Raw genomic sequence first — 25,694 nt, 5'->3', positions numbered from 1 at the left:
GATTCTTCCAATACTTCAGTTCAGCCAGGAGGGCTTGCGTTTCTCGAGGAAGGAAGCCACGCCCTCGCGCCCTTCCATGGAGGCGCGGATGGCGGCGATGCGGCTGGCGGTATCGGCCAGCAGTGCATCGGTGACCGGCGCGCCGACCACTTCGCGCACCAGCTTCTTGGCTTCCATGACGGCGTTCGGGCTGTTGTTGACCAGGTTTTTCACGATGCCGGCCACGGTGGTGTCCAGTTCATCCGCCGTCACCACTTCATGGGCGAAGCCGATGCGAAGCGCTTCGGCGGCGTCGAAGCGTTCGGCGGTCAGGAAGTAGCGGCGCGCGGCCTGCTCGCCCATGGCCTTGATGACATAGGGCGAGATGGTGGCCGGGATCAGGCCCAGCTTCACTTCGGACAGGCAGTAGCAGGCGGTATCGGCGGACACGACGATGTCGCAGGCCGCCACCAGGCCCATGCCGCCGGCGTAGCAGTCGCCCTGCACCTTGGCCACGGTGGGCTTCGGGCACAGGTAGATGGTGCGCAGCATGTCGGCCAGGCGCATGGCGTCTTCCTGGTTCTCGCTGTGCGAATAACCGGCCATCTTCTTCATCCAGTTCAGGTCCGCGCCGGCGCAGAAGGCCGGGCCGTTGGCGGCCAGGACGATGGCGCGCACCAGTTCGTTGCGGCCCAGTTCATCGAACACCAGCGCCAGCTCGGCGATCGAATGCTCGTTGAAGGCGTTGCGCAGGTCCGGACGGTTCAGGGTGACGGTGGCCAGCTTGTCGGCGATGGAGACGGTCAGGGTTTGATAGTCCATGTTCATCTCCTTACATGCGGAACACGCCGAACTTCGTGTCTTCGATCGGCTTGTTCAGCGCCGCCGACAGGCCCAGGCCCAGCACCATGCGGGTGTCGGCCGGATCGATCACACCGTCGTCCCACAGGCGCGCCGAGGCATAGTAGGGGTGGCCCTGGTGCTCGTACTGGTCCTTGATCGGCTGCTTGAACGCGTTCTCTTCGTCCGCCGACCACTGGCCGCCCTTGGCTTCGATGCCGTCGCGCTTGACGGTCGCCAGCACCGACGCCGCCTGGTCGCCGCCCATCACCGAGATGCGCGCGTTCGGCCACATCCACAGGAAGCGCGGCGAGAAGGCGCGGCCGCACATGCCGTAGTTTCCGGCGCCGAAGGAACCGCCGATGATCACGGTGAACTTCGGTACCGAGGCGGTGGCGACCGCGGTCACCATCTTGGCGCCGTTGCGGGCGATGCCTTCGTTTTCGTACTTGCGCCCGACCATGAAGCCGGTGATGTTCTGCAGGAAGACCAGCGGGATCTTGCGCTGGCAGCACAGTTCGATGAAGTGGGTGCCCTTGAGCGCCGACTCCGAGAACAGGATGCCGTTGTTGGCGATGATGCCGACCTTCATGCCGTAGATGTGGGCGAAGCCGCACACCAGGGTGGTGCCGTAGCGCGCCTTGAATTCGTCGAATTCGCTGCCATCGACCACGCGCGCGATCACCTCGCGCACGTCGAAGGGCTTGCGGGTATCGACCGGGATCACGCCGTAGAGTTCTTCCGGCGCGTACTTGGGTTCCACGCTTTCGGCGACCACGCCCTGGACCGGCTTGCTGCGGTTCAGGTTGGAGACGATGTTACGGGCCAGCGACAGCGCGTGCAGGTCGTTCTGCGCCAGGTGGTCGGCCACGCCCGACAGGCGGGTGTGGACATCGCCGCCGCCCAGGTCTTCGGCGGTCACGACTTCGCCGGTCGCGGCTTTCACCAGGGGAGGGCCGCCCAGGAAGATGGTGCCCTGTTCCTTGACGATGATCGATTCGTCGCTCATGGCCGGCACGTAGGCGCCGCCGGCGGTGCAGGAACCCATCACCACCGCGATCTGCGGGATGCCCTTGGCCGACATGTTGGCCTGGTTGTAGAAGATGCGGCCGAAGTGATCGCGGTCCGGGAACACGTCGTCCTGGTTCGGCAGGTTGGCGCCGCCCGAGTCGACCAGGTAGATGCAGGGCAGGTTGTTCTGCTCGGCGATCTCCTGGGCGCGCAGGTGCTTCTTGACCGTCATCGGGTAATAGGTGCCGCCCTTGACGGTGGCGTCGTTACAGACGATCACGCACTCCTGGCCGGCGACCTTGCCGATGCCGGTGATGATGCCCGCTGCCGGCGCGGCGCCTTCGTACATTTCGTAGGCGGCTAGCTGGGAGAACTCGAGGAAGGGCGTGCCCGGGTCGAGCAGATTCTCTACGCGGTCGCGCGGCAGCAGCTTGCCGCGCGCGACGTGCTTGCTTGACGCGGCTTCGCCGCCGCCCTTGGCCATCTGGGCGACCTTGGCGCGCAGGTCGTCCACGACCGCCTGCATGGCTGCGGCGTTGGTCTTGAAGTCCTCGCTGCGCGGGTTGAGTTTGCTCTCGATCTGGGGCATGGCCGTCCTCTAAATGTCTCTGCTTTATTCTTTGTCAGGGAAACTGCCGTCCAGGTAGAACCAGCGCGGGGCGCCGCCGGCGGGATCGGGCTCGCGCAGGAAACGGCTCACTTCGTGCAGCCGGTGCGCGCGTCCGCCGATCTTGAAGCGGGCCACGAATTCCACCGTGTCGCTGTCTGGATGGTCCGGCAAATTTACTTTACGTTGACGTAAACGTAAAGCAGATTTTATCTCAAGACCGAGCCAGCGGATGGGCTCTTTTTCATCGATGATGGGCTCGGTCGGCCGGGTACTGGGATGCCAGGTTGACAACAAATAAGGCTCGTCCTTGAGCGCGTAGGCGGTATAGCGCGAGCGCATCAGGGCTTCTGCCGTGGCCGGCAGGGCTGCGCCAGAGAGGAAAGGACCGCAGCAGGTGTCGAACGAGGCGCCGCCGCATGGGCAGGCAGCGGAAGAGGCAGGACGGGTAGACATGGCGGCAATTATCCGCGATTTCGCCCGAACAGGAGCTGCCGCCTGCCGAATCGGCACGGCGCCGATGCCGCTCGGTTGCCGGCTTTCAGGCCTTCAGGGTCAGCCCATCTAGCGTAAATGGCGGCGCCTTGCCCTGCATCGCCCCGGCCAGCAGCGCGGCGGTGCCGCAGGCAAAGGTGAAGCCCAGCGGGCCGTGGCCGACGTTCAGCCACAGGTTGTCGTAGGGCGTGGCGCCGATGATCGGGGCGCTGCTCGGCGTCGCCGGGCGCAGGCCGGCCCAGACCGACACTTTCGAATAGTCGGCCGCGCGCGGCATGGTCTCGCGCACCTGGCGCGTCAGGCTGTCGACCCGCTTGGGATCGTGGCGCAGGTCCTCGCCCACCATATCGACCATGGCCGCCACCCGCAGCTTGTCGCCGATGCGCGCATACAGCACCTTGCGCTCGAAGTCGGTGACGCTGATCTCGGGCGCGACATCGTCCGTGCGGATCGGCGCGGTCAGGCTGTAGCCCTTGAGCGGGTAGAGCGGCAGGCGGATGCCGACGCTGTCGGACAAGTCGCGGCTCTGGATGCCGGCCGCCAGTACATAGGCGTCGGCCGTCAACAGGCCGCTAGTGGTCTCGATGCCGGTAACGCGGCCTTTCTCGGCACGCAGGCGCCGCGCCTCGCCATGAACGAATCCCTTGAAGTTCGGATGCTGGCGCAGCTGGACGCCCAGCGCCTGGCAGAAGGCATGGCAGTCGGCCACCGCTTCGCCGGCGTTGTAGATGCCGCCCGCCAGCAGCGGCTCGGCGGCCGCCAGCGAAGGCTCGCGCTCGGCGCAATCCTTCGGCGACCAGATCTGGCCGGCGCCGGCCTTGGCCGCGGCTTTCTCGAAAATGTCGCGCGAACGATACACGACCAGCTTGCCGGCGTCGCGCCAGTCGAAGTCCTCGAGCGGCACTTTCACTTCCAGCTGCTTCATCGATTGGCGCGACAGTTCGCCCAGTTCGAGCAGCTTGGCGGTGGTGCGGCGGTTGACGTCGGCGCGGCAGTGGGCGAGGAAGCTGGCCAGCCAGCGGTACTGGCGCAGGTCGGCTTCCGGTTTGAAACGCAGCGGGCCGTTCTCCTGGAACAGCCACTGGAGCGCCTTGAGCGGCACGCCTTCGTCGGCGAGGGGCGAGACGTAGCGGTAGCTGAGCTGCCCTCCGTTGCCGTAGCTGGCGCCGCTGCCCACCTCGGGCGCGCGCTCGAGCAAGGTGACGCCATAGCCTGCCTCCGCCAGCCACCAGGCGGAAGTCAGGCCGACCACGCCGCCGCCGATGACGATTATGTGCTGCATTTCAAACTCATTTTTTCAGATTCGGAGGGTGAGCTTAGGGGTTTGGCCGCGCACAAGCCAATGAATGCTGAGCGAGCGCTCATAACCGAGATATATGCGCGCATTTGGACGCCCGTTCAGTTCTGTTGGCCGACGATCGCCTGCCGGTACAGGGCGGTGAGGATGCGCTCCTCGAAGCGCGCCAGGGCCGAGTAGCTGCCCTTTTGCGTTTCCGGATCGGCCGAGCTGCCGCCCACCAGCACCACCATGCCGTTGCCGGTCGCGCGCTCAAAAGCGAACACCGAGCGCAAACCATAGGCATCGCCCAGGTGGCCGATGGCGTCGAAACCGCCTTCGACCAGGCGCATGCCGGGACGGTCGGGGAACTGCTGGTTGCCCAGGGCCCAGGCCTGATAAAAACCGTCCAGGGTGGCGCCGTTGCCGCGGGCGGGGTCGTAGGTCCACTGGCGCGCGAACATATGCTCCAGCGTTTCGCGCTTGAGAATCCGGGTGTTACCGTGCATCCCGCCCTGCATCAGCATGCGCATGACCACGCCCAGGCCGCGCGCCGAGATGCGCAGGCCGCCCGTCGGGCTGTAGGGCGTGGCATTCACGCCCGGCACATAGCCGGCCAGGCTTGCGGGTGGTTTCGCGCTGTAGTCGTCGACCTGGGCGATCCACGGGCCGGCCGCGTTCCAGATCTCGGTATCGGTAGTGCGCTTGCGGTACAAGGTGGCCAGGTTGGCCAGCGCGCCAGGGGACAGTTCGGACGGGTGGTAGCCCGCTTCGACGCCGAGCGGCTTGAACAGCAGGCGCTGCATCAGCGCGTTGAAGCGTTCGCCGGTCACCCGCTCCATGACGGTGCCGATGATGCCCCAGCCGAGGTTGCAGTATGTGAAATACTCGCCCGGCGCCGCCTTGGCCGACCACATCGCGGCCGCTCCCGGCGCCAGCACGTCTTTCAGCGCGGTCGTGTTCGGCCAGGAATAGCCGCCGTCGTCGCGCAGCGAGGAGGTATGGCTCAGGATCAGACGCAGGCTGATGGGCTGTTTGGGAAAATGCGGATTGCGCAGCGGGAAGCCGAGGTAGCCGGAGACGTCGGCGTCCAGGTCCAGCTTGCCGTCTTCGACCAGGCGCATCAGGCCGAGCGTGGTATGCAGCTTGGAGACCGAGGCGATCCGGTACAGCGTTTCCGGCGTGGCAGGGCGGTCCGGGCCGATGCTACGGCGGCCGAAAGCGCCTTCGTAGACCGGCTGGCCGGCGCGGATCGCCAGCACCGACAGGCTGGCCAGCTGCATGGCCGGATCGTCGACGATGGCGGCCAGCTCGCTATCGAGCCGGCGCTGGAGACCGGCCATGGCCGGCGGCGCCGCGAACAGCGGCTCCATCGCACCCAGCATCACCATTCCCAGCACCGACCGCCTGCCCTGGTTCATTCCCGTCTCCGTATTGATGCGTTCACCCGGATGAGCATACGGACAGCGCGGAATCCTTGCCAAATGAATAGCCGTCACGCGGCCATAACCGTTTTGCATTGGCATCAAGTGGTATGCTCATAACTCCGCCACATGCGCATACAAGATTTTTTCATGAGGCCGGCCGATCCAGCGCCCGGCACAGCCGCTACACTCGTTCCATGTCCATGACACCCCCCAGCACCGGTTTCCAGGTCAACCTGGACGACAACTCGCCGCTCTACATGCAGCTGGCGCGCAAGCTCGCGCAAGACGTGCGCGACGGGCGCTACCAGGCCGACCAGGCGCTGCCGTCCGAACGCACCTTGTCCGAGCTGCTGGATGTTTCGCGCGTCACCGCGCGCAAGGCCATCGACCAGCTGGTGGACCAGGGACTGGTGGTGCGCCGCCGCGGTTCGGGCAACTACATCGCGCCGCGCATCGAGCAGCCCCTGTCCAACCTGTCGAGCTTTTCGGAACAGCTGCAGCAGCGCGGCTACCGTCCGGGCTCGCACTGGCTGCGGCGCGAGGTGCTGCCGGCCGACGCCGACGAGCAGCTCTCGCTGGGCCTGTCGCCGGGCACCCGCGTGGCGCGGCTGGAGCGCCTGCGCCTGGCCGACGACCTGCCGATGGCCTACGAGGTCAGCGTGATCCCGGCCACCGTGCTGCCGCGCCCCGAAGGTGTGATCGATTCGCTCTACGCCCACCTGGCCAAGACCGGCCACTTGCCGGTGCGCGCGCTGCAGCACATCCGCGCCATGAACGCGCCGGCCGACCTGGCCGAGCGCCTGGATATCCCGGAAGGGCGGGCCGTGCTGTTCATTACCCGGGTCGGCTACCTGGAATCAGGCGAGCCGGTCGAGCTGACGCACTCGTACTGCCGCAGCGACCACTACGACTTCGTGGCCGAGCTCAGACGATCCACATAACTTATTGGCATGATCGCAGCCGATCCTTTCATAAGATCGCTTGCCGGATTGGTATTACACTGGTTTTATCGATTACTGCGCATTCAACAACCACGGTCATGCTGAAAACCGAAACCCCCTCCCAGGCGCACGCCGCCCTCGACCAGTACGCCACGTCGGACCTGGTCAATGTCTTCGTCGACGACCAGATCAACGCCGTCAACGCGGTGCGCGCCGCCGCACCCAGCATCGCGCTTGCTGTCGACGCCGCGCTGCCGCGCATGGAAGCGGGCGGACGCCTGATCTACGTGGGCGCCGGCACTTCGGGCCGCCTGGGCGTGCTCGACAGCGTCGAACTGTATCCGACCTTCTCCTGGCCGCACGGCCGCGCGGTGGCGCTGCTGGCCGGTGGCAGCGACGCCATGTTCGTGGCGGTGGAAGGCGCGGAAGACGATTTCGACCAGGGCGCGGCCGACCTGCGCAGCGTGAACGTGGGCCCGGACGACGTGGTCCTGGCCATCGCCGCCTCGGGCGGCACCCCTTACGTGCTCGGCGCGCTGCAGGCCGGACGCGCCGCCGGCGCCCTGACCGTGGGCTTCGCCAACAATACCGACGCCCCGGTCGCGAACGAAGCCGAGATCGGCGTGACCCTGGACACCGGCCCGGAAGTCGTCTCCGGCAGCACCCGCCTGAAGGCCGGCACCTCGCAGAAGATCGCCCTGAACACCTTTTCCAGCGCCCTCATGGTGCGTTTGAACAAGGTCTACGGCAACCTAATGGTAGACTTGAAGGCTACCAACGCCAAGCTGGTGCGGCGTGCGATCCGCCTGACCACTTTCGCCACCGGCGCCGACGAGGCGGCCGCGCGCGAGGTGCTGGAGCAGTGCGGGTTCCACGTCAAGACCGCGATCGTGGCCTTGTCCAAACAAACCAGTGTCGAGCAGGCGCAAGCGCTGCTGGAAGCGGCGCACGGCAGCGTGCGCCAGGCGCTCGCCTAACCAGGTGCGCGCGGCTTCCCGCGCACCCTCCCGCCCGGCACACGAAAGAGTCATGCAAACTTCGCAAGCGAACAGCACCGGGCGCAGCCCCTGGACCTGGATTCCGTCCCTGTACTTTGCCCAGGCCATTCCCTACGTGGTGGCGAATGGCCTGTCGGTCATCATGTACAAGGACATGGGGGTCTCGAACTCCGACATCGCCTTCTATACCAGCCTGCTCTACCTGCCCTGGGTGATCAAGCCCCTGTGGTCGCCCATCGTCGACATGGTCGGCACCAAGCGCCGCTGGACCGTGCTGCTGCAGCTGGCGATCGCCGCCGCGCTGCTGGCGGTGGGACTGGTGCTGCACCTGCCGGCCTTCTTCATGGTCAGCCTGGCCGTGATGTGGGTGATGGCCTTCGCTTCCGCCACCCACGACATCTCGGCCGACGGTTTCTACATGCTGGGTTTGCGCCAGCAGCAGCAGGCCGCCTTCGTGGGCGTGCGCTCCACCTTCTATCGCCTCGCCACCCTGGCCTGCCAGGGACCGCTGGTGGTCCTGGCCGGCACCCTGGCCGTGAGCCTGGGCGACGTGCACCAGGCCTGGTCGGTGGTGTTCTTCGTGATGGCCGGCCTGTTCTTCGCCGCCTTCGCCTGGCACCAGTTCGTCCTGCCCAAGCCCGACAGCGACCGTGCCGTGCCGACGACCAGCAATCCGCTGCGCGACTTCTTCGGCACCTTCGGCGCCTTCTTCGGCAAGCGCGACATCTGGCTGATCCTCGGCTTCATCCTGACCTTCCGCCTGGGCGAAGCGCAGCTGCTCAAGCTGGTCGCTCCCTTCCTCAAGGACCCCGTCGAGAAGGGCGGCCTGGGCCTCACCACCGCGCAGTACGGCATCGCCTACGGCACGGTCGGCATCATCGCCCTGACCCTGGGCGGCCTGGCCGGCGGCTGGCTGATCTCGCGCCTGGGCCTGAAGCGCTGCCTGTGGCTGATGGTGTTCGCCGTGCACCTGCCGGACCTGGTCTTCGTCTACCTGTCGCAGACCCAGCCGACCGGCCTGGCCACCGTCTCGGTGTTCCTGGCGATCGAGCAGTTCGGCTACGGCTTCGGCTTCACCGCCATGATGATGTACATGATCATGGTGGCCGACGGCCCGCACAAGACCGCGCACTACGCGATCTGCACCGGCCTGATGGCGCTGGGCATGATGGTGCCGGGCATGTGGAGCGGCGACCTGCAGGAATACCTGGGGTACAAGAACTTCTTCATCTGGACCTGCCTGGCCACGATCCCGGCCTTCATCATGGCGGCGCTGGTGAAGATCGACCCCGAATTCGGCAAGAAGTAAACCGGGACCGCGCAGGACCATGACCACCGCCCCGGTGCGCCTGACATCGCTCGACGCCTTCCGCGGCTTCACCATTGCCGCGATGGTGCTGGTGAATAATCCCGGCGACTGGGGCAGCCTGTATCCCCAGCTCGCGCACGCCAAGTGGAACGGCTGGACCTTCACCGACACCATCTTCCCCTTCTTCCTGTTCATCGGCGGCGTCGCCATGGCGCTCTCGCTGGGACGCCTGGCGGCGGGCGGCGCCGACAAGGGACAGCTGCTGCGCAAGCTGGCCGTGCGCGCCGCCATCATCTTCCTGATCGGCTTCCTGCTGAACCTGATCCCGCGCTTCGACCTCGAGACCGTGCGCATTCCGGGCGTCCTGCAGCGCATCGCCCTGTGCACCCTGCTGGCGGCGCCGCTGGTGGTCTACCTGGGCTGGCGCGGCCAACTGGCGGCGATCGCGCTGCTGCTGTCGATCTACAGCGTGCTGCAATTGCTGGTCCCGGTGCCCGGCATCGGCGCGGGCGTGCTGGAGCCGGGCCGGGACTTCGGCGCTTACATCGACCGCATGCTGCTGGACGGCCACCTGTGGGTGCAGGCCAGGACCTGGGATCCGGAAGGCCTGCTGTCGACCTTGCCGGCCCTGTGCAGCCAGCTGTCCGGCGTGCTGGCGGGCCGCCTGCTGCTGTCTTCCTTACCGCGCATCGAGCAGGTGGTGTGGCTGCTGCTGGGCGGCCTGGTCTGCCTGGCGCTGGGCTCGGCCCTCGACGCCATCCTCATGCCGATCAATAAAAGCCTGTGGACGCCGTCCTACTGCCTCCTGATGAGCGGCTGGGCGCTGCTCGCTTTCGGCGCCGCCTACTGGCTGCTGGACGCGAATCCGCACGCGGCCCTGCGCGAGCGCGCGGCGGCCTGGAGCAAGCCTTTCCTGATCTACGGGATGAACGCGCTGTTCATCTTCGCCTTCTCCGGTTTCGTGGCCAAGATGCTGGGCTTTATCAAGCTGGCCCAGCCCGACGGCAGCCAGCTTTCGCTCGGCCGCAGCCTCTACGCGCCGATCAAGGCGCTGCCGCTTGGCCCGGTGAATACCTCCCTGTTATACGCCATCGCTTTCAATGCCTGCATGTTCGCCGTTGCGTACCTCATGTGGCGCAAGCGCTGGTTCGTCAAAGTCTAGAATGAAAAGAATAAGGAGCCGATGTGCAGCCTGACCTGAAAAAACGCGCCTTTGCGCTTGCCGGCGTGGCCGGCGCCCTGGCCCTCGGCGGCTTCCTCACCGCCTGCACCACCCAGCCCACCGCATCCAGCACCCAGCCCGGCGCGCCCGCGCCTGCGGACGCATCCATGGTCACGGGGGGCGACCAGCCGCCGCCGGCCCCGCGCGAATTCCGCGCCGCCTGGGTGTCGACCGTCGCCAACATCGACTGGCCGAGCAAGCAGAACCTCACCGCGGCCCAGCAGCAGGCCGAAGCCCTGGCCATCCTCGACCGCGCCAAGGCGCTCAACCTGAACGCCATCGTGCTGCAGGTGCGCCCGTCCGCCGACGCCATCTACGCCTCCAAGATCGAACCCTGGTCGGAATACCTGAGCGGCGCCCAGGGCAAGGCTCCACAGCCCTGGTACGACCCGCTCAAGTTCTGGGTCACGGAAGCGCATGCGCGCGGCATCGAGCTGCACGCCTGGTTCAATCCCTACCGCGCGCGCCACGACGGCGCACGTTCTCCGGCCGCGCCCAACCACATCACCAACGCCAACCCGGCCGCGGTCAAGCGCTACGGCAAATTCATGTGGATGGACCCGGCCGAGGAAGCGGCCTCGAAGCAGACCCTGGACGTGATCCTGGACGTGGTGCGCCGCTACGACATCGACGGCGTGCACATCGACGATTATTTCTATCCCTATCCGATCGAGGCCACGCCGGCCGAGGTGGCGGGCAATGCGGCGGCCCTCGACGGCAAGACCGGCAAGGCCGAACTCGACTTCCCCGACCAGCCGGCCTGGGACCGCTATGTGGCGAGCGGCGGCAAGCTGGATCGCGCCTCCTGGCGCCGCGACAACGTCAACCGCCTGATCGAGAACATCTACAACGGCATCCGCCGCGAAAAGAGCTGGGTGCGCTTCGGCATCAGCCCCTTCGGCCTGGGCCGGCCGGACCGCCGTCCTCCCGGCATCACCGGCTTCTCGCAGTACGACAAGCTGTACGCGGACGCCGAGCTGTGGCTGCAGAACGGCTGGCTCGACTATTTCACGCCCCAGCTGTACTGGCCGATCTCGCAGCCCGGCCAGGCCTACGACGTGCTGCTCGACTACTGGATTTCGCAGAACACCAAGGGCCGCCACATGTGGCCGGGCCTGTTCACCAGCCGCATCGGCGCGCCCACCAAGGACTACCAGCCGGAAGAAGTGCTGCAGCAGATCAGCGTAACGCGCGCCCGCCCGGCGGCCAGCGGCCATGTCCACTTCAGCATGGCGGCCCTGATGCAGAACCGCAAAGGCATCAGCGACCAGCTGCGCGCGACCCGCTATACCGGCCCGGCCCTGGTGCCGGCCACGCCCTGGCTCGGCGGCGACGCCCCGGGCACGCCGCTGGTGGCGGCCGAGCGCCGCAAGAACGCGCTCCAGCTTAAACTGAAGGCAGGCAAGGCCAACGCCCTGTATGCGATCTGGGCGCGCCACGGCAACGAATGGCGGTTCGCGGTGGCCCCGGCCTCGCGCGTGGACTGGACCATTCCGGACGACGACAAGCTTGGCGCGGCCGACGCGGTGTTCGTCAGCGCCGTCGACCGCCTGGGCGTCGAAGGCGCGCGGGTGCAGGTCTGGAACAAGTCCTGAGATGATTGGGCTGCACTTCGCAGGCATAACCCTGGCTCATGCTGCAAGCGCCAGCATTCATTCGCGCCATGGCGCGCCGGGAGCGTAAACTTGACGGTCATGCAAACACACGCACAACACGCCGCTGAGGGCATGGGCCTCGGCATCGACGCCGGCGGCACCCAGACGCGCTGGGCCCTGGCCGCGCCCGGCGGCCACATCGTGGCCGAAGGCACGGTGGACGGCCTGTCCGCCCTGCAAATGGCCAGCAGCGAAGGCCGCGGCACGGTGCGCGCCACCTTCGCCGGCATGGCCCAGGCGGTGCTGGAGCACGGCCGCCCGGCGGCCGTCCGCGCCGGCATGACCGGTTTCGGCGGCGAGGGCGAACAGCTGGCGCGCTGGCTGGCCGGCTTCCTCGGCATCGAATCCAGCGCGGTCACGCTCTGCAACGACATCGAGATCGCCTACCTGGCCAGCTTCAGTCCCGGCGAAGGCTACCTGGTCTATGCCGGCACCGGCTCGATCGGCGCCTTCATCGACGCCAGCGGCGAGCTGCACCGCGCCGGCGGGCGCGGCGTGGTGCTCGACGATGGCGGCGGCGGTTTCTGGATCGCGCGCGAGGCGCTGCGCCACATCTGGCGCAACGAAGACGAATACCCCGGCAGCTGGGAAGCCTCGCCGATGGCCAAGGCCGTGTTCCAGCACATCGGCGGCAGTGACTGGTCGTATTCGCGCCAGTTCATCTACCACAGCGAGCGCGGCGAAGTCGGCAAGCTGGCGCTGGCCGTGGCCGCCAGCGCCGAGCGCGACCCGGCGGCGGCGGGCATCCTGCGCGAAGCGGGCAAGGAACTGGCGCGCCTGGCGCTGGCCATGATCCGCCGCTTCGGCCCGCGCCCGGTGGCCCTGACCGGCCGCGCCGCCGAGCTGCATCCCGTGATCGTGCAGACCATGCGCGCCGCGCTGCCGCCCGACACCCCGCTCAGCCAGACCGGCCTGCGCGCCCACCACGCCGCCGCGCGCCTGGCGGCCGGGCCGCTGCCCGGCATCGACTAGACCAACCAGGAAGAACCATGAAAACCCTGATCGCCGCCCTTACCCTCGCCTTGCTGGCCGGCTGCGCCACCGGACCGCGCTACGACACCACCTACAACTCCGTCGGCCAGTCCAGCCGCGTGCGCTTCCTGGTGCTGCACTACACCGTGGCCGACAAGCCGTCCTCGATCAAGATCCTGACCGAGCAGCAGGTGAGCGCTCACTACCTGTTGACCGACGACCCCGAGCCGGTGATCTACCGCCTGGTGGACGAAACCCGCGCGGCCTACCACGCCGGCAACTCGAGCTGGAAGAACTACACCCAGCTCAACAACAGCTCGATCGGCATCGAGATCGTCAACGCCGGCTGGAAGGACACCCCGAACGGCCGCGTGTTCGCGCCTTTCCCGCAAACCCAGGTCGACGCCCTGGTGGGGCTGGTGAAGGACATCGTGCAGCGCCACGGCGTGGCGCCGGAAAACGTCCTCGGCCACAGCGACATCGCGCCGCTGCGCAAGCAGGACCCTGGCCCGCTGTTCCCGTGGCAGCGCCTGGCCCAGGAAGGCCTGGTGAAATGGCCTGACGCCGCGCGCGTGGCCCTGGTGCGCCCAGCCTTCGACGCCTTCCTGCCGGACGCCGGCTGGTTCCAGCGCAAGCTGGTCATGCACGGTTTCTCGCTGCCGCAGACCGGCGTGCTGGATGAGGCGACCCGCACCACCCTGGCCGCCTTCCAGATGAAATACCGCCCGGCCGACTATGCCGGCAACCCGGATGCCGAGACCGCGACCCTGCTCGAAGTGCTGACCACGCCGCCGAATGCGCCGCTGCCGGTGTTCCCGGTCCCGACTGCGCCGGTGCCGCCGGTCCCGCCGACGCCGGCCGTCCCGCCAGTACCACCGTCGCCTGCGCCGCTGACCGCGCCGAGCGTCCCGGCGCCGCCCGTGCCGGTCGCGCCCACGCCGGTGGTTCCCGAAACGGCCCCGGCGCCCGCCGCCCCGCCGCCTCCGCCCGTGCCGGCGCCTGCCGGCCCCTCGCCGGTGACAACGCCGTGACGGTCGCGGTGCGCGCCATTTCGCTGTATCCTTCGGAAAATCCGCGTCTTGCGCGGCTCTCACTGAAGGATTAGCGATGCGCCTGCGTCATATCGAAGTTTTCCACGCCATCATGCAGGTCGGCACCATCAGCGGTGCCGCCCAGGTTCTCCACATTTCCCAGCCGGCGGTGACCAAGGTGCTCCAGCACGCCGAACTGCAGCTGGGCATGCCGCTGTTCGAGCGGGTGCGCGGCAAGCTGTATCCGAAGCCGGAAGCGCACCGCCTGTTCGCGGAAACCGAAAAGCTCAACCGCGACCTGCAGGGCATCCGCCGCCTGGCCGCCAGCCTCAAGGGACGCGCGGTGGAGACCGTGCGCCTGGTGTCGACGCCGACCATCGCGATGAGCGTGCTGCCCGGCGCCATGACCCAGTGGCGGCGCGAATTCCCGCAGACCCGCTGCGAACTGGCCACCCACCACACCAGCGAGATCGTCAACGTGCTGCGCCTGGGCGAAGCCGACCTGGCGCTGTCGCTGCAGGACCCGCGCCACCCCGGCATCGTGGCCGAGCCGATCGCGCACGGCCTGCTGACCGTGATGGCGCCGATCGGCACCTGGGGCGAGGAAGAGCGCGGCAAACCGGTTTCTCCCGCCGCCCTGAAGGGCGAACTGATCGGCCTGAACGACGGCGACCCGCTCGGCGAACTGATGACCGCGTCCTGCGAAGCGGCCGACGTGCACCCGGTGTTCAATACCGTCGTGCAGACCTACCAGATCGCCCGCTCGCTGGTCGAAGCGGGCGCCGGCACCGCCGTGCTGGACCCGTTCACGGCCGCCTCGGCCTCGCCGGCCAAGGTGATCTGCCGTCCGTGGGAGCCGGACATCGCGGTAAACCTGTACCTGCTGACCGCCAGCCATTCGCCGCTCTCGCACGGGGCGCGCGAGCTGGCCAATTGTATCGGCGCGACCGCGCGCGCCTGTCTTGAAAAGGGTTGTACGTAAATGAGCTTGAGCGTGGCCAGCGAGGAGATCGCCGGCAGCCCCGAATTCCGCCACCTGAGCAGCATCGCCGGCATCCAGGTCGACCTGCGCTACGCCACGGACAACAACTTCGTCGGACGCGACCTGTATTCGCCCTACGACTGCGCCTGGCTGCACGTCGACGCCGCCAGCGCCCTCGAGAAAGTGGTCGCCTGGCTGGCCGAGCGCCGTCCCGACCTGACCCCGCTGGTGCTGGACGCCCTGCGTCCGCAGCGCGTGCAGCAGCAGCTATGGGATGCGCTGGAAGGCACTGGCCTGCAGATGTACCTGGCCAACCCGGAACGCGGCTCGATCCACTCCTACGGCATGGCGCTCGACATCACCCTGCTCGACGCGCAGGGGCGGGAGCTGGACATGGGCACCGGCTTCGACGACATGACCAACCTCTCGCATCCGGCGCTGGAGGAAGGCTTCCTGCAGGCCGGCCAGCTGACCGAGGAGCAGGTCGCCAACCGCCGCCTGCTGCGCGAAGCGATGCTGCAGGCCGGCTTCCTGGGCATCAACACCGAGTGGTGGCATTTCGATTGCGGCGACCGCGAGCTGGTGCGCCGCACTTTCCGGCGCGTGCTCTGATGACGTTTTCTCTTGCCGGCCTGGTGCGCGCCGCGCTGCTTGCGCTCGGCCTGGCGGCGGCGCCGCTGCACGCCCAGCCGGTCGCCTTCAGCTTCGACGACGGACCTACCCTGGCAAGCACGCCGCGCCTGTCGCCGCAGGCGCGCAACGAGGCCATGCTGGCCGCGCTGGCAAAGCACAAGCTCAAGGCCGCGCTGTTCGTCACCGCCGGCAACGGCGCCGACCGTCCGGAAGGCCTGGCGCTGGCCCAGGCCTGGAGCCGGGCCGGGCACCTGATCGGCAACCACACGATGACCCATCCCTCGCTTAACAACGCGAAGGTGAGCCTGGCGCAGTACCAGCAGGAGCTGCTCGACTGCGACCGCGTCATCGCGGCCCTGCCGGGCTACCGCAAGTGGTTCCGCTTCACCTACCTGCGGGAAGGGAACACGCCTGAGAAGCGCGACGGCATGCGCGCCTTCCTGCGTGAGCATGGCTACCGCAACGGCTACGTCACGCTCGACACCAGCGACTGGCGCCTGAACGACAAGCTGATCGAGGTCCTGGACCGCAAGCCGGATGCGACCGATGCCGAGCTGGCGCCGATCCGCCAGGCCTACCTCGACCACGTGAAGCAGCGCGCGCTGGCCTACCGCGATCTGGCGCGCAGGCTGCAGGGCAGGGACATCCCGCAGGTGCTGCTGCTGCACCATAACCTGATCAATGCGCTGTGGCTGGACGACGTCATCGCCCAGTTCAAGGAGATGGACTGGAGCCTGGTCACGCCGGACGAGGCCTTCGCCGACCCGGTCTACCAGCTGGCCCCGAGCCGCGACGTGCCCGGCCAGAGCCTGCTGCTGTCCATGGCCCGCAGCCTGGGGCTGGGCACCGCCGACATCGGGCCGCGCCTGATGGACGATGGCGATGCCGAGATCGAGCTGCTGAAGAAAAAAGGCTACTAGCCTACTTGAGCTCCATCGACTCGACGCGGTTGCGGCCGCTGCGCTTGGCTTCGTACATCAGCTTGTCGGCCGCCGAGATCAGGTCCGGCAGGTTGTAGCTCACCTGGGAGTTGGCGAAATCGAAGCAGGCCACACCGAAGCTGGCGGTGGTGCGCAGCCCGAACGCGTTATCGCCGAGCAGCAGGCGGTCCGCCGCGAAGGCCTCGCGCAGCCGCTCCGCCAGGTGCTCGCCGCCGGCGAGATCGGTCTCGGGCAGGATCAGCAGGAACTCCTCGCCGCCATAGCGCACCACCGTGTCGACCTGGTCGCGCGTGGCCCCGGCCAGGAGGTCCGCGAAGGCCTTGATCACCTCGTCCCCCTTGGTGTGGCCGAAGTTATCGTTGATCAGCTTGAAGTTGTCGATATCGCACAGCACCACCGTCAGGGGACGGCCGAAGCGCCGCGCGCGCGACAGTTCCAGGCCGAGCAGGTGCTGGTGCAGGTAGCGCCGGTTGTAGCATCCGGTCAGGTGGTCGCGTTCGGCGACTTCCTTCAGGTCGGTCTGCAGGCGGAACTCCTCGCGCGACACGTGGTTGTAGCGCCGCGCCGCCAGCGCGCCGAAGGTATTCACCAGCACCAGCAGCAGGCCCATGGTCAGGATGTCGGCGAAGGACATGGCGGTCAGGCGCAGCACCAGTCCCAGGAACACGCCGGTGGCGGTACCCGCCAGCACGATCGCGTGGCTCAGGCGGTTCGGAATGTAGAGGTAGATCACGACCAGCATGATCGCCAGCGACATCGCGTGCCAGTGGAACTCCTGCGGGCGCTGCACGGCGATGTGCATGAAGCTCGCCAGCGCCACGGTTTCGGCGACGGTGGCGGCCAGCCAGGTGGTGCGGACCGACAGCGGCCGGCGGTAGGCCAGCCAGGCGCAGCTGCCTGCGGTGAGCGCTACCAGCAGGCGCGCGGGGAAGGTCGCCGCCAGCGCGGTGTCCATGCCCAGCGCCGCCACGTCGGTGACGAAGAAGCACAGGTAAAAGAAGGTGCAGAACAGCAGGGTGAAGCCGAGCAGCGCGCGGGTGCGCGCCAGCTGGTGTTCGAGGAAGGCGGATTCCGTGGCGGGATGAACGAACTCACCAGTGAGCGAAAGGGTGTGCATGGCAATCGGTGGTGGTGGCGGAACCGCGGAAACGTGGGAAATCGGCGTATGCAGATAGGTTGTTTGCGCATTCTGACAGCTTTGACCTTGCTCAAATCTCACGAAAGCTAACTCATTTGCAACATCGTGTTCAAACTCTTTTACTGTTATAAATATTAGTGCGGTTTCGGCGTCAGCTTCGCGTAAGTCGTTGATCTTTAAAGGATGTGCTTAGGGTGGTTAACGTGAAACGCCGGCTGGGCCGGCGTTTTTGTTGATGTGTCGAGTTGCTAAGAAACTTGGGTTCCGGCCTTCGCCGGAACGACGTGCTGAGGGAGCGGGCAAACGGACACTTTCGTAGTCGCCAACTTCAAAACCGTCGTTCCGGCGGAGGCCGGAACCCAAGTTTGTAAGCGTACCGCTAAGGTCAACAATTACGGCGCAGCCTGCACTTCCTGAGCAGGCGCTCCCGAGCGCGCCACCCAATCCACCAGCGCATCGAGCACCGCGCGCCCCTTGCCATTCCCCGCCTGCTCGCTGTTGACCATGGCCACGAACACGCACAGAGTCCCGTTCGCATCCGGCACATAGCCCGCCAGCGCCGTCACGTTGCGCAGGGTGCCGGTCTTGAGGCGCGCGCGCCCGGCCGCCGGGCTGCCGTGCAGGCGGCGGCGCATGGTGCCGTCCATCGCCACGATCGGCATGCTGGCCTGGAATTCCGGCGCCCACGGGCTGCGCAGGCCGGCCTGCAGCAGGTAGCCCATCTGGTTCGGGCTGATGCGCTCGATGCGCGACAGGCCCGAGCCGTTCTCGATCACGAATCCGGTGTCGTCGATGCGCTGGCTGCGCATCCATTCGCGCACGGCGGCGTCGGCGCGCACGAAGGTGGTCTCACCTTCAAGCGGGGGCGGCAGGGCGGTGCTGCCGCTGGCGGGGTCGGCCTGCAGGCTGCCCAGGCTCAGGAAGAGGGTGCGCGCCAGCGCGTTGTCCGAGGGTTTGTTGATGTCGCGGACCAGCTCCGGCAGCATGCGCGAGCTGTGCTCGGCCAGCAGGGCCGATTCCGGCGGCGTCACGCCTTCGACGGTCTTGCCGCTCATGCGCCCGCCCAGCGCGGTCCAGGTCTGGCGCACCAGGCGGCCGACGTAGTCGTCGCGGTCCAGCACGTTGATGCTGTAGCTGCGGTTGCAGTTCCTGGGGAAGGTGCCGTGCAGGACAATGCGGATCCGCCCGTCCTTGCCGCGCACCGCTTCGGGCAGCTTCCAGCCGTCCTCCCATTTGGCGCAGTCGGCATCGACCAGGGTCATGTCGGAGCCAATCGATACCCGCTCCAGCTCCGGCTGCATGCGCAGCTGCAGGCGCCTGGCGGTGGAACGCATGTCGACCTGCACCATGTTCTTGTTGACCAGCAGGGCGTCCGGAATCACGTTGTAATAGGCTTCCGGCGACTCGTCGAAAGGCGGCGCGCCGAGGTCCTGGCGCGCCGGCTGGAACAGCTGGCGGTCCAGCACCAGGTCGCCCTCGATGCGCCTGACGCCCTGGTAGCGCAGGGCGCGCAGCATGGTTTCGATCGCTTCGCCCGAGAGGTCGGTATCGGCGCCGCCTTTCAGGATCAGGTTGCCGCGCAGGACCTCGCCCTCGATCTCGCCCGTAGTGCGCAGCTCGGTGCGGCCGCGGAACACGGGGCCGAGGCGCTCCAGGCCCACCAGCGTGGTCACCAGCTTCATGGTGGAGGCGGGCTGCATCGGCAGGCCGGCCTGGTGCGACAGCACCACCGCGTCGCCCTTGAGCACCAGCACCCCGAGCGCATCCTGGGGCAGGCCGTTCCGGGCCAGGACCTGGGCCACCGGTTCCGGCAGCTGGGCGTGGACGAAGGCCGGGGCGGCGAACAGGGCGGCGACAAGGGCTAGGCGGCGCAGCATGGGACTCCTTAACCGAAGAAGAGGTAGGCGACGAAAATGGCGGCGATGATGCCGATCAGGTCCGCCAGCAGGCCGTAGCTGACCGCATAGCGGGTCTTGCGGATGCCGACCGAACCGAAGTACAGCGCGATGATGTAGAAGGTGGTGTCGGACGCGCCCTGCAGGATGCTGGACAGCCGGCCCACGAAGGAATCCACGCCGTAGGTCTTGATCGCGTCGATCATCATGGCGCGCGCGCCGCTGCCGGACAGGGATTTCATCAGCGCGGTGGGTAGGGCGCCGACGAAGTCGGTCTGCAGGCCGAGCGCATTGAAGATCCAGGCGAAGCCGCTGACGATCAGGCCCAGCACGCCGGAATTGCGCACCACGCTGATGGCGACGATCATGCCGACCAGGTAGGGAATGATCTTGATCGAGGTCTCGACGCCGGCCTTGGCGCCCTCGATGAAGTTCTCGAACACGTTGACCTTCTTGATGACCGCGCCTGTCATGAAGGCGGCGATGACCGAGAACAGGACCAGGTTGGCGATCACGTTCGAGACCAGCTGGATCTGCGCCTTGTCGAGGAAGTAGGTGAAGCTGAACACGATCGAGGCGATCAGCGCGGCGGTGCCGCCGATCCAGCCGAATACCACCGGATCGAGCAGGTTGATGCGCTGGCGCAGGCCGACGGCGATGATGCTGGCGATGGTGGCGGTATAGGTTGCGATCAGGGTCGGGATGAAGATGTCGGCCGGGTTGGCGGCGCCCAGCACCGCGCGCTGGGCCATGACGGCCAGCGGAATGATGGTCAGGCCCGAGGTCTGGATCACCAGGAACATCAGCTGGGCGTCGGTGGCTTCATCCTTTTTCGGATTCAGCGACTGCAGGCTCTCCATCGCCTTCAGGCCAAAGGGGGTGGCGGCGTTGTCCAGGCCCAGCATGTTGGCCGAGAAGTTCATCACCATGTGGCCGTTGGCTGGATGGTCGCGCGGAACGCCCGGGAAGATGCGCGAAAAGAAGGGGCCGATGACGTGCGCGAATACCCGGATGGCCCCGGCCTTCTCGCCCACGTTCATGATCCCCAGCCAGAAGGTCATGACGCCGGCCAGCGGCAGGGCGATGTCCATCACCGCCAACTTGGCCGAGTCGAAGGTGCCGTCGATGATGCGCTTGAAGATCTCTGTATCGCCAAGGAAGAGCCATTGCGCCAGCGCCGCAATGAAGCCCACGAGGAAGAAGCCGGTCCAGATGTAATTGAGTGCCATGAGTCGGTCGCCGCAGAGGTACAGCAGATTGTGCAGCGGAGAGTATAGGCCGAGTTCGTGCTGCCACGATGAAAGAATGCAGCCGCGCCATGCGAAAAAGTTATAAGCCTGCGCTGCCGCGCTATCGCATTTGCCTGGCCCGCGCAGGCGCGCATATGATACGCAACGCTTTCGAGGACCCGCCGCCATGAAACTCCGCCTGACTACCCTTGCCATGTTGCTACCACTGCTGTGCGGCGCCGCCTCTCAGGCAGCGCCCGGGGAAGAGAAGGTCTTGCGCATGTTCCTGTCCACCAGCGAGACCGGGCTGGACCCGGCGGTCGCCTCCGACAACGCCACCCTGTCGCTGCTGGAAAACCTGTTCGACCCCTTGCTGCGCTACGACTACCTGGCGCGCCCGGCCAGACTGCGCCCGAACACGGCCACAGCCCTGCCTGAGGTGAGCGCGGACGGGCTGACCTATACCTTCCGCATCCGCCCCGGCATCCTGTTCACGCCCGATCCGGCCTTCAAGGGCGCGCGGCGCGAGGTGACGGCCCAGGACTACGTTTACAGCATCAAGCGCCTGTACGACCCCACGCTCAAGTCGCCCTGGGCCTATATGTTCGAAGGGAAGATCGCCGGCGACGAGGTCCTGCGCAAGCGCTTCGGCCACGATGTTCCCGTCGCCGGCCTGCAGGCGCTTGATCGCCATACCCTGCGCATCCGCCTGAACGCGCCGGACAACAACTTCCTGTTCTACCTCGCCACCGCCGCCACCGGCGTGGTGGCGCGCGAAGTGATCGAGGCCTATCCGGGCCAGGCCGGCAACCATCCGGTCGGCACCGGCCCCTTCATGATCGGCGACTGGAAGCGCAGCGACCGCATCGTCCTGCTGGCCAATCCGGATTCGACGGCCGTGTTCCACGCCACGCCGGGAGACAACCCGGAAGACCGGGCGATCGCCGGCGCGCTGGAAGGCAAGCGCCTGCCGCGGGTCGACCGGGTCGAGGTGAAGATCGCCGAGGAATTCCAGGGCCGCATGCTGGGCTTCCTGAACGCCGAATACGACTACCTGGAGCAGATTCCCGAGTCGATGACCGACATGGTGGTGCGCGACGGCCAGCTCAAGCCGGAGTTGGCGGCGCGCGGCATCGTGCTGTCGCGCTTCCCGGTGCTCCAGACCTATTACATGTGGATGAACATGAACGACCCGGTGGTCGGCGGCTACGGCAAGGACAAGGTGGCGCTGCGGCGCGCGATCTCGATGGCCTACAACAATGCCGAGGACATCGCGCTGCTCAAGAAAGGCTTCGCGATCAAGGCCGAATCGCCGCTGCCGCCCAACGTGCTGGGCTACGACCCGAACTACCGCAGCCCGGTGCCCTACGATCCGCTCCTGGCGAACGCGCTGCTGGACCGCCACGGCTACACGCGGCGCGACCCGGACGGCTTTCGCCGCGCCCCGGACGGCAAGCCGCTGACCCTGACCATGCACAGCGAGGCCACCGTCGGCGGACGCCTGCGCGACGAGTTGTGGCGCAAGTGCCTGAACAGCATCGGCCTGCGCGTGGTGTTCAAGTCGGACAAGAAGACCGAGATCATCAAGGCGTCGCGCCTGGGCACGGTGCAGATGTTCGAAAGTAACTGGATCGCCGATTTCCCCGACGGCGACAACTTCTACCAGCTGCTCTACGGCCCCAACGCGGGACGCGCCAACTATGCGCGCTTCAACCTGCCGGCCTATAACCAGCGCTACGAGCAGGCGCGCCTGTTACGCGACGGCCCGGCGCGCCAGAAGCTGTATTTTGAGATGAACCAGCTGATCCACGCCTACAACCCCTGGGTGCCGCTGACCCATGTCCTGTCGGGCGATTTGCGTCATCCGTGGTTGAAAAACTACAAACGCCATCCGGTGGAATTCACGACCTGGCGTTATCTGGATGTCGATGTTGCGGAAAGAGCACGTAGCTCCAGAGCGAAATAAGGGAAAGAGTGAGTTTTTCCTAAAGAAAACATTCCCCTTAGTTATACTGGCCTCCGGATTATTCATTGGATAGGCCCAAATTGTTGGGCGTACCCTGAATCAATAAAAATGGCGGAATGCTAAGACATTGCGCATGGAGCAGACCCGGTTCCGGGTTCGCAGACCAAGGGAAATATTAGGAGAAACGCGTGAAGGTAAAGAAGCTGGCACATTTGATCGCCCTGATCGGGGTGATGAGCCCGGCGGTAGCGCAGGAGCAGCCGCAGGTGCAGGGGATGCAACGGGTGGAGATCACCGGCAGTAGCATCAAGCGCATCGCCAAGGAAGGTGCGCTGCCGGTGGAGATCATCTCGCGCAAGCAGCTGGAAGACCAGGGTATCGTGACCGCCGAGCAGCTGATTGCGACCCTGAACGTGAACGCCAACGGTTCGGACAACCTGGCATCGAACGCCGACGTGACCTCGGGCTCCCAGCGCGGCAGGAACGGCGCGTCCTCCGCCAACCTGCGCGGCCAGGGCGCCGACTCGACCCTGGTCCTGCTCAACGGCCGCCGCGTGGCGACCCACGGCATGAGCGGCTCGGCGGTCGACCTGAACTCGATCCCGATGGCGGCGGTGGAGCGTGTCGAAGTGCTGAAGGATGGCGCTTCCTCGACCTATGGCACCGATGCGATCGGCGGCGTGATCAACTTTATCCTGCGCAAGAACTACAAGGGCCTGGAAGCCCAGTCCTTCATCGACGTCGCCGAAGCGAGCGGCGGCGAAATCGGCCGCGCCACGCTCACCGGCGGCTGGGGCGACCTCGACAACGATGGCTGGAACGTCCTGGCGACCTTCGCGCACAGCGAGAACAAGGCCCTGCGCGGCGACCAGCGCGACTTCGTCAACACCTTCCAGCCGAACCGCGGCGTGTCGGTCGACACTCGCGGCGCACCGCACGCCAACATCTTCTCCACCACGGTGGGACCGAACCTGCTGAGCGGCGCCACCACCTTCAACGGCATCAGCCTGCTGGACCTGCCGGGCGGCCCTGGCTGCAACAGCATCGACGGCATGGGTCCTTACGACGAGAAGCTGTGGGATACGCCGAGCGCCGCCTATGGCTGCGCCTGGGATACCGGGCGCGCGGCCGTGCTGCAGCAGCCGGTCAAGAACACCAATGCCCTGGCGCGCGCCACCTTCAACGTGGGCCAGCATCAGCTGTTCGCCGAGGCGCTCGGTTCGCGCGTCGACGTGTCCAAGCGCTTCTCGCCGAACCAGATCTCGCCGAACGCCGCGACCTTCGGCGCAAGCTCGTTCTATCCGAGCACCGGCGCGGCTTATAACGACGTCTACAATGCCCTGGTCAAGGTCTTCCCGAACGTCGCAGCCAACTACGGCAAGCCGATCGCCTACCGCTGGCGCTGCATGGAGTGCGGCAACCGCGAGATCGAGACCGAAACCAAGGCTGGCCGCGTGCTGGTCGGCGCCGACGGTCCGCTGACCCTGTTCGGCCGTACCTTCGACTACCGTGTCGGCCTGTCGCGCGCCTCCAGCGAATCGAAATCGACCCTGGGCAGCGGCTACAACTACACGGCGCAGCTGGCTGCCGCGCTGGGTTCGGGCAAGGTCAATCCCTTCCTGATGCCGGGCCAGACCCAGTCGCAGGAAGCCATTGACCTGATCAAGGCCACTTCCGCCGCCGGCGTGGTGCTGTACGGCGGCACCTCGACCCTGACCCAGTTCGATGCGGCGGTCTCGGGCGAGATCTTCAAGCTGCCGGCCGGCTCGGTCATGGCTGCGGTCGGCGCCGACCTGCGCCGCGAGGAATACAAGTTCAACGGCGACGAGCGCGATCTCGCCAGCCGCCGTGCGATCCTCAATGCCCCGTTCGACGACGTCAATGCGATCGGCGGCGCCAAGCGCGATATCAAGGCCGTGTACACCGAGGTTCTGGTACCGGTAACCAAGGCGCTGGAACTGACCATCGCCCTGCGCCGCGACGATTACTCGGACTTCGGCGCCACCACCAATCCGAAGGTCTCCTTCCGTTACCAGCCGCTGGCTTCGCTGATGTTCCGCGGCTCGTACAACGAGAGCTTCCGCGCGCCGTCGTTCAGCCAGCTGTTCAATGGCCGCACCGTGTCGCCGTACTCCAGCAGGGATATCGCCGATCCGGCCAGCTGCCCGGGCGGCAAGGCCGACAGCACCAAGCCGGGCTGCGCTGTGGTGAATCCGGAAACCGTGAACGGCGGCCGTCTGGGTCTCGAACCCGAGACCGCGAAGCAAGGCAGCATCGGCGTCGTCTTCGAGCCGGCGAACTTCTTCTCGGCCAGCGCCGACCTGTGGGAAATCCGCAGGAAGAACACGATCGACTCGTTCAACGTCCAGACCATGGTGGCGAACTACGACTACTTCAAGGACTTCTTCCTGCGCGCGCCGGACGGCACCTTGCTGCAGATCGACCAGCGCTGGGTGAATACGAGTGAGCGCATTACGCGCGGCGTCGAAGTGGGCGCGCGCCTGAACGGCAAGTTCAGCACCGGTTCGCAGTGGGGCCTGGGCATCGACGGCTCGCGCCTGCTGGAGAAGAAATCGCGCGTCGCCGCCGGCGCGCCCTTCGGCCAGAGCGAAGTGGGCCGCTTCCTGTTCACCGGCGACCTGGGCCTGAAGTGGAAGCACAGCGCCTACGCGACCTACAAGTACGGCAACTGGAGCGGCATGCTGCAGAACATCTACCGCTCGGGGTATAACGACCAGGTGCTGCCGGGCGTGGCCAACGGCCGTGTGACGCCGTCGGAGTACAACCCGAAAGTGGACGCCTACTCGATCTACAACCTGAGTGTGAACTACACCGGCTTCAAGAACCTGACCTTGACCGCCGGCGTGAAGAACCTGCTGGACGAGGATCCGCCGTTCGCGATCACCTACGACGCCAACACCGGCGCCGGCAGCTCGTGGGAACCACGCGTGGCCGACCCGCGTGGCCGCTCGTTCACCCTGATGGCGACCTACAAGTTCTTCTGATTGGCCCCGTTGGCGGCCCGTCGTCCGCAAGGCGCCCTGCGCCTTCGGCGCGGGCCGTTTTTTATTGTGAAAGAGGAGTAGTGGCTACAGTCGCTATGTCCCACAACCTTCGAACGTCATCCCGGCCTGCGCCGGGACGACG

The 25,694-nt window shown here is 66.6% G+C and carries 19 protein-coding genes and 1 pseudogene; 12 read left to right on the top strand and 8 right to left on the bottom strand.

The window, feature by feature from the left end; genetic code table 11:
- Positions 1 to 15: 15 nt before the first annotated feature.
- From KBW95_RS04315 to KBW95_RS04295, 5 genes are all read right to left on the bottom strand, one after another.
- Positions 16 to 801, bottom strand: coding sequence for an enoyl-CoA hydratase/isomerase family protein (locus KBW95_RS04315; RefSeq protein WP_211527573.1), 786 nt, complete (start codon positions 799 to 801; stop codon positions 16 to 18).
- A gap of 10 nt (positions 802 to 811) precedes the next feature.
- Positions 812 to 2,419: a carboxyl transferase domain-containing protein gene (locus KBW95_RS04310; RefSeq protein WP_211527572.1), complete on the bottom strand. Its 1,608-nt coding sequence runs from the start codon at positions 2,417 to 2,419 to the stop codon at positions 812 to 814.
- A gap of 24 nt (positions 2,420 to 2,443) precedes the next feature.
- A complete protein-coding gene (locus KBW95_RS04305) occupies positions 2,444 to 2,893 on the bottom strand; it encodes a YchJ family protein (protein WP_211527571.1) in 450 nt (149 codons plus the stop codon).
- Positions 2,894 to 2,978: 85 nt separating this feature from the next.
- Positions 2,979 to 4,214, bottom strand: coding sequence for a D-amino acid dehydrogenase (locus KBW95_RS04300; RefSeq protein WP_211527570.1), 1,236 nt, complete (start codon positions 4,212 to 4,214; stop codon positions 2,979 to 2,981).
- A 116-nt stretch (positions 4,215 to 4,330) separates the two neighbouring features.
- Positions 4,331 to 5,629: a serine hydrolase gene (locus KBW95_RS04295; protein WP_229429543.1), complete on the bottom strand. Its 1,299-nt coding sequence runs from the start codon at positions 5,627 to 5,629 to the stop codon at positions 4,331 to 4,333.
- 206 nt (positions 5,630 to 5,835) lie between these two features.
- Here KBW95_RS04295 and KBW95_RS04290 point away from each other — a divergent pair, with 206 nt between their 5' ends.
- The 10 genes and pseudogenes from KBW95_RS04290 to KBW95_RS04245 all read left to right on the top strand — a co-directional run bounded on the left by KBW95_RS04290 (position 5,836) and on the right by KBW95_RS04245 (position 16,298).
- Entirely contained in the window at positions 5,836 to 6,576 is a 741-nt protein-coding gene (locus tag KBW95_RS04290) for a GntR family transcriptional regulator (RefSeq protein ID WP_211527635.1), read from the top strand.
- A gap of 98 nt (positions 6,577 to 6,674) precedes the next feature.
- Positions 6,675 to 7,553: an N-acetylmuramic acid 6-phosphate etherase gene (murQ, locus tag KBW95_RS04285; RefSeq protein WP_211527569.1), complete on the top strand. Its 879-nt coding sequence runs from the start codon at positions 6,675 to 6,677 to the stop codon at positions 7,551 to 7,553.
- 52 nt (positions 7,554 to 7,605) lie between these two features.
- Positions 7,606 to 8,883 (top strand): MFS transporter, encoded by a 1,278-nt coding sequence (locus KBW95_RS04280; RefSeq protein ID WP_211522948.1) that lies wholly within the window; start codon positions 7,606 to 7,608, stop codon positions 8,881 to 8,883.
- A 19-nt stretch (positions 8,884 to 8,902) separates the two neighbouring features.
- Positions 8,903 to 10,045 (top strand): acyltransferase family protein, encoded by a 1,143-nt coding sequence (locus KBW95_RS04275; protein ID WP_211522947.1) that lies wholly within the window; start codon positions 8,903 to 8,905, stop codon positions 10,043 to 10,045.
- Between the two features lie 23 nt (positions 10,046 to 10,068).
- On the top strand, positions 10,069 to 11,700 hold the full coding sequence (locus tag KBW95_RS04270; protein ID WP_211527568.1) for a family 10 glycosylhydrolase: 1,632 nt from the start codon (positions 10,069 to 10,071) through the stop codon (positions 11,698 to 11,700).
- A 99-nt stretch (positions 11,701 to 11,799) separates the two neighbouring features.
- The gene (locus KBW95_RS04265) at positions 11,800 to 12,732 is read left to right on the top strand and encodes an N-acetylglucosamine kinase (RefSeq protein ID WP_211527567.1); all 933 of its coding nucleotides are present in this window, start codon (positions 11,800 to 11,802) and stop codon (positions 12,730 to 12,732) included.
- Between the two features lie 17 nt (positions 12,733 to 12,749).
- Positions 12,750 to 13,517 (top strand): annotated as a pseudogene (locus tag KBW95_RS04260) (N-acetylmuramoyl-L-alanine amidase); the annotation flags it as partial.
- 322 nt (positions 13,518 to 13,839) lie between these two features.
- Entirely contained in the window at positions 13,840 to 14,745 is a 906-nt protein-coding gene (locus KBW95_RS04255) for a LysR family transcriptional regulator (RefSeq protein WP_211522943.1), read from the top strand.
- Positions 14,746 to 15,357: a M15 family metallopeptidase gene (locus KBW95_RS04250; RefSeq protein ID WP_211522942.1), complete on the top strand. Its 612-nt coding sequence runs from the start codon at positions 14,746 to 14,748 to the stop codon at positions 15,355 to 15,357.
- Positions 15,357 to 16,298, top strand: coding sequence for a polysaccharide deacetylase family protein (locus KBW95_RS04245; protein WP_211522941.1), 942 nt, complete (start codon positions 15,357 to 15,359; stop codon positions 16,296 to 16,298). Before KBW95_RS04250 ends, KBW95_RS04245 begins: the two co-directional genes overlap by 1 nt.
- Before the next feature lies 1 nt (position 16,299).
- Here KBW95_RS04245 and KBW95_RS04240 read toward each other — a convergent pair whose 3' ends face one another.
- The 3 genes from KBW95_RS04240 to KBW95_RS04230 form a co-directional block, all read right to left on the bottom strand.
- Positions 16,300 to 17,436 (bottom strand): diguanylate cyclase, encoded by a 1,137-nt coding sequence (locus KBW95_RS04240; RefSeq protein ID WP_211527565.1) that lies wholly within the window; start codon positions 17,434 to 17,436, stop codon positions 16,300 to 16,302.
- A 413-nt stretch (positions 17,437 to 17,849) separates the two neighbouring features.
- Positions 17,850 to 19,334 (bottom strand): D-alanyl-D-alanine carboxypeptidase/D-alanyl-D-alanine-endopeptidase, encoded by a 1,485-nt coding sequence (gene dacB, locus KBW95_RS04235; protein WP_211527564.1) that lies wholly within the window; start codon positions 19,332 to 19,334, stop codon positions 17,850 to 17,852.
- A gap of 8 nt (positions 19,335 to 19,342) precedes the next feature.
- Positions 19,343 to 20,581: a nucleoside recognition domain-containing protein gene (locus KBW95_RS04230; RefSeq protein WP_211522938.1), complete on the bottom strand. Its 1,239-nt coding sequence runs from the start codon at positions 20,579 to 20,581 to the stop codon at positions 19,343 to 19,345.
- Between the two features lie 187 nt (positions 20,582 to 20,768).
- Here KBW95_RS04230 and KBW95_RS04225 point away from each other — a divergent pair, with 187 nt between their 5' ends.
- Together KBW95_RS04225 and KBW95_RS04220 are read left to right on the top strand one after the other, a co-directional pair.
- Positions 20,769 to 22,547, top strand: coding sequence for an ABC transporter substrate-binding protein (locus tag KBW95_RS04225; protein ID WP_211522937.1), 1,779 nt, complete (start codon positions 20,769 to 20,771; stop codon positions 22,545 to 22,547).
- Between the two features lie 188 nt (positions 22,548 to 22,735).
- Positions 22,736 to 25,552, top strand: coding sequence for a TonB-dependent receptor domain-containing protein (locus KBW95_RS04220; protein ID WP_373888753.1), 2,817 nt, complete (start codon positions 22,736 to 22,738; stop codon positions 25,550 to 25,552).
- Positions 25,553 to 25,694 lie beyond the last annotated feature (142 nt).

This window comes from Massilia sp. ZL223 (genome assembly GCF_018119395.1).
In the GTDB taxonomy this organism is placed as follows: domain Bacteria; phylum Pseudomonadota; class Gammaproteobacteria; order Burkholderiales; family Burkholderiaceae_D; genus Telluria.
This window is presented reverse-complemented; position numbering and strand designations above follow the sequence as displayed.

Bases quoted from the DNA above. Each gene is read 5' to 3' on its own strand.
- KBW95_RS04290 (WP_211527635.1), top strand. From the start codon at position 5,836: ATGACACCCCCCAGCACCGGTTTCCAGGTCAACCTGGACGACAACTCG.
- KBW95_RS04275 (WP_211522947.1), top strand. From the start codon at position 8,903: ATGACCACCGCCCCGGTGCGCCTGACATCGCTCGACGCCTTCCGCGGC.
- KBW95_RS04305 (WP_211527571.1), bottom strand. From the start codon at position 2,893: ATGTCTACCCGTCCTGCCTCTTCCGCTGCCTGCCCATGCGGCGGCGCC.
- KBW95_RS04280 (WP_211522948.1), top strand. From the start codon at position 7,606: ATGCAAACTTCGCAAGCGAACAGCACCGGGCGCAGCCCCTGGACCTGG.
- KBW95_RS04245 (WP_211522941.1), top strand. From the start codon at position 15,357: ATGACGTTTTCTCTTGCCGGCCTGGTGCGCGCCGCGCTGCTTGCGCTC.
- KBW95_RS04255 (WP_211522943.1), top strand. From the start codon at position 13,840: ATGCGCCTGCGTCATATCGAAGTTTTCCACGCCATCATGCAGGTCGGC.
- KBW95_RS04310 (WP_211527572.1), bottom strand. From the start codon at position 2,419: ATGCCCCAGATCGAGAGCAAACTCAACCCGCGCAGCGAGGACTTCAAG.
- KBW95_RS04225 (WP_211522937.1), top strand. From the start codon at position 20,769: ATGAAACTCCGCCTGACTACCCTTGCCATGTTGCTACCACTGCTGTGC.
- KBW95_RS04300 (WP_211527570.1), bottom strand. From the start codon at position 4,214: ATGCAGCACATAATCGTCATCGGCGGCGGCGTGGTCGGCCTGACTTCC.
- KBW95_RS04295 (WP_229429543.1), bottom strand. From the start codon at position 5,629: ATGAACCAGGGCAGGCGGTCGGTGCTGGGAATGGTGATGCTGGGTGCG.
- KBW95_RS04240 (WP_211527565.1), bottom strand. From the start codon at position 17,436: ATGCACACCCTTTCGCTCACTGGTGAGTTCGTTCATCCCGCCACGGAA.
- KBW95_RS04315 (WP_211527573.1), bottom strand. From the start codon at position 801: ATGGACTATCAAACCCTGACCGTCTCCATCGCCGACAAGCTGGCCACC.
- KBW95_RS04265 (WP_211527567.1), top strand. From the start codon at position 11,800: ATGCAAACACACGCACAACACGCCGCTGAGGGCATGGGCCTCGGCATC.
- dacB (WP_211527564.1), bottom strand. From the start codon at position 19,334: ATGCTGCGCCGCCTAGCCCTTGTCGCCGCCCTGTTCGCCGCCCCGGCC.
- murQ (WP_211527569.1), top strand. From the start codon at position 6,675: ATGCTGAAAACCGAAACCCCCTCCCAGGCGCACGCCGCCCTCGACCAG.
- KBW95_RS04250 (WP_211522942.1), top strand. From the start codon at position 14,746: ATGAGCTTGAGCGTGGCCAGCGAGGAGATCGCCGGCAGCCCCGAATTC.
- KBW95_RS04230 (WP_211522938.1), bottom strand. From the start codon at position 20,581: ATGGCACTCAATTACATCTGGACCGGCTTCTTCCTCGTGGGCTTCATT.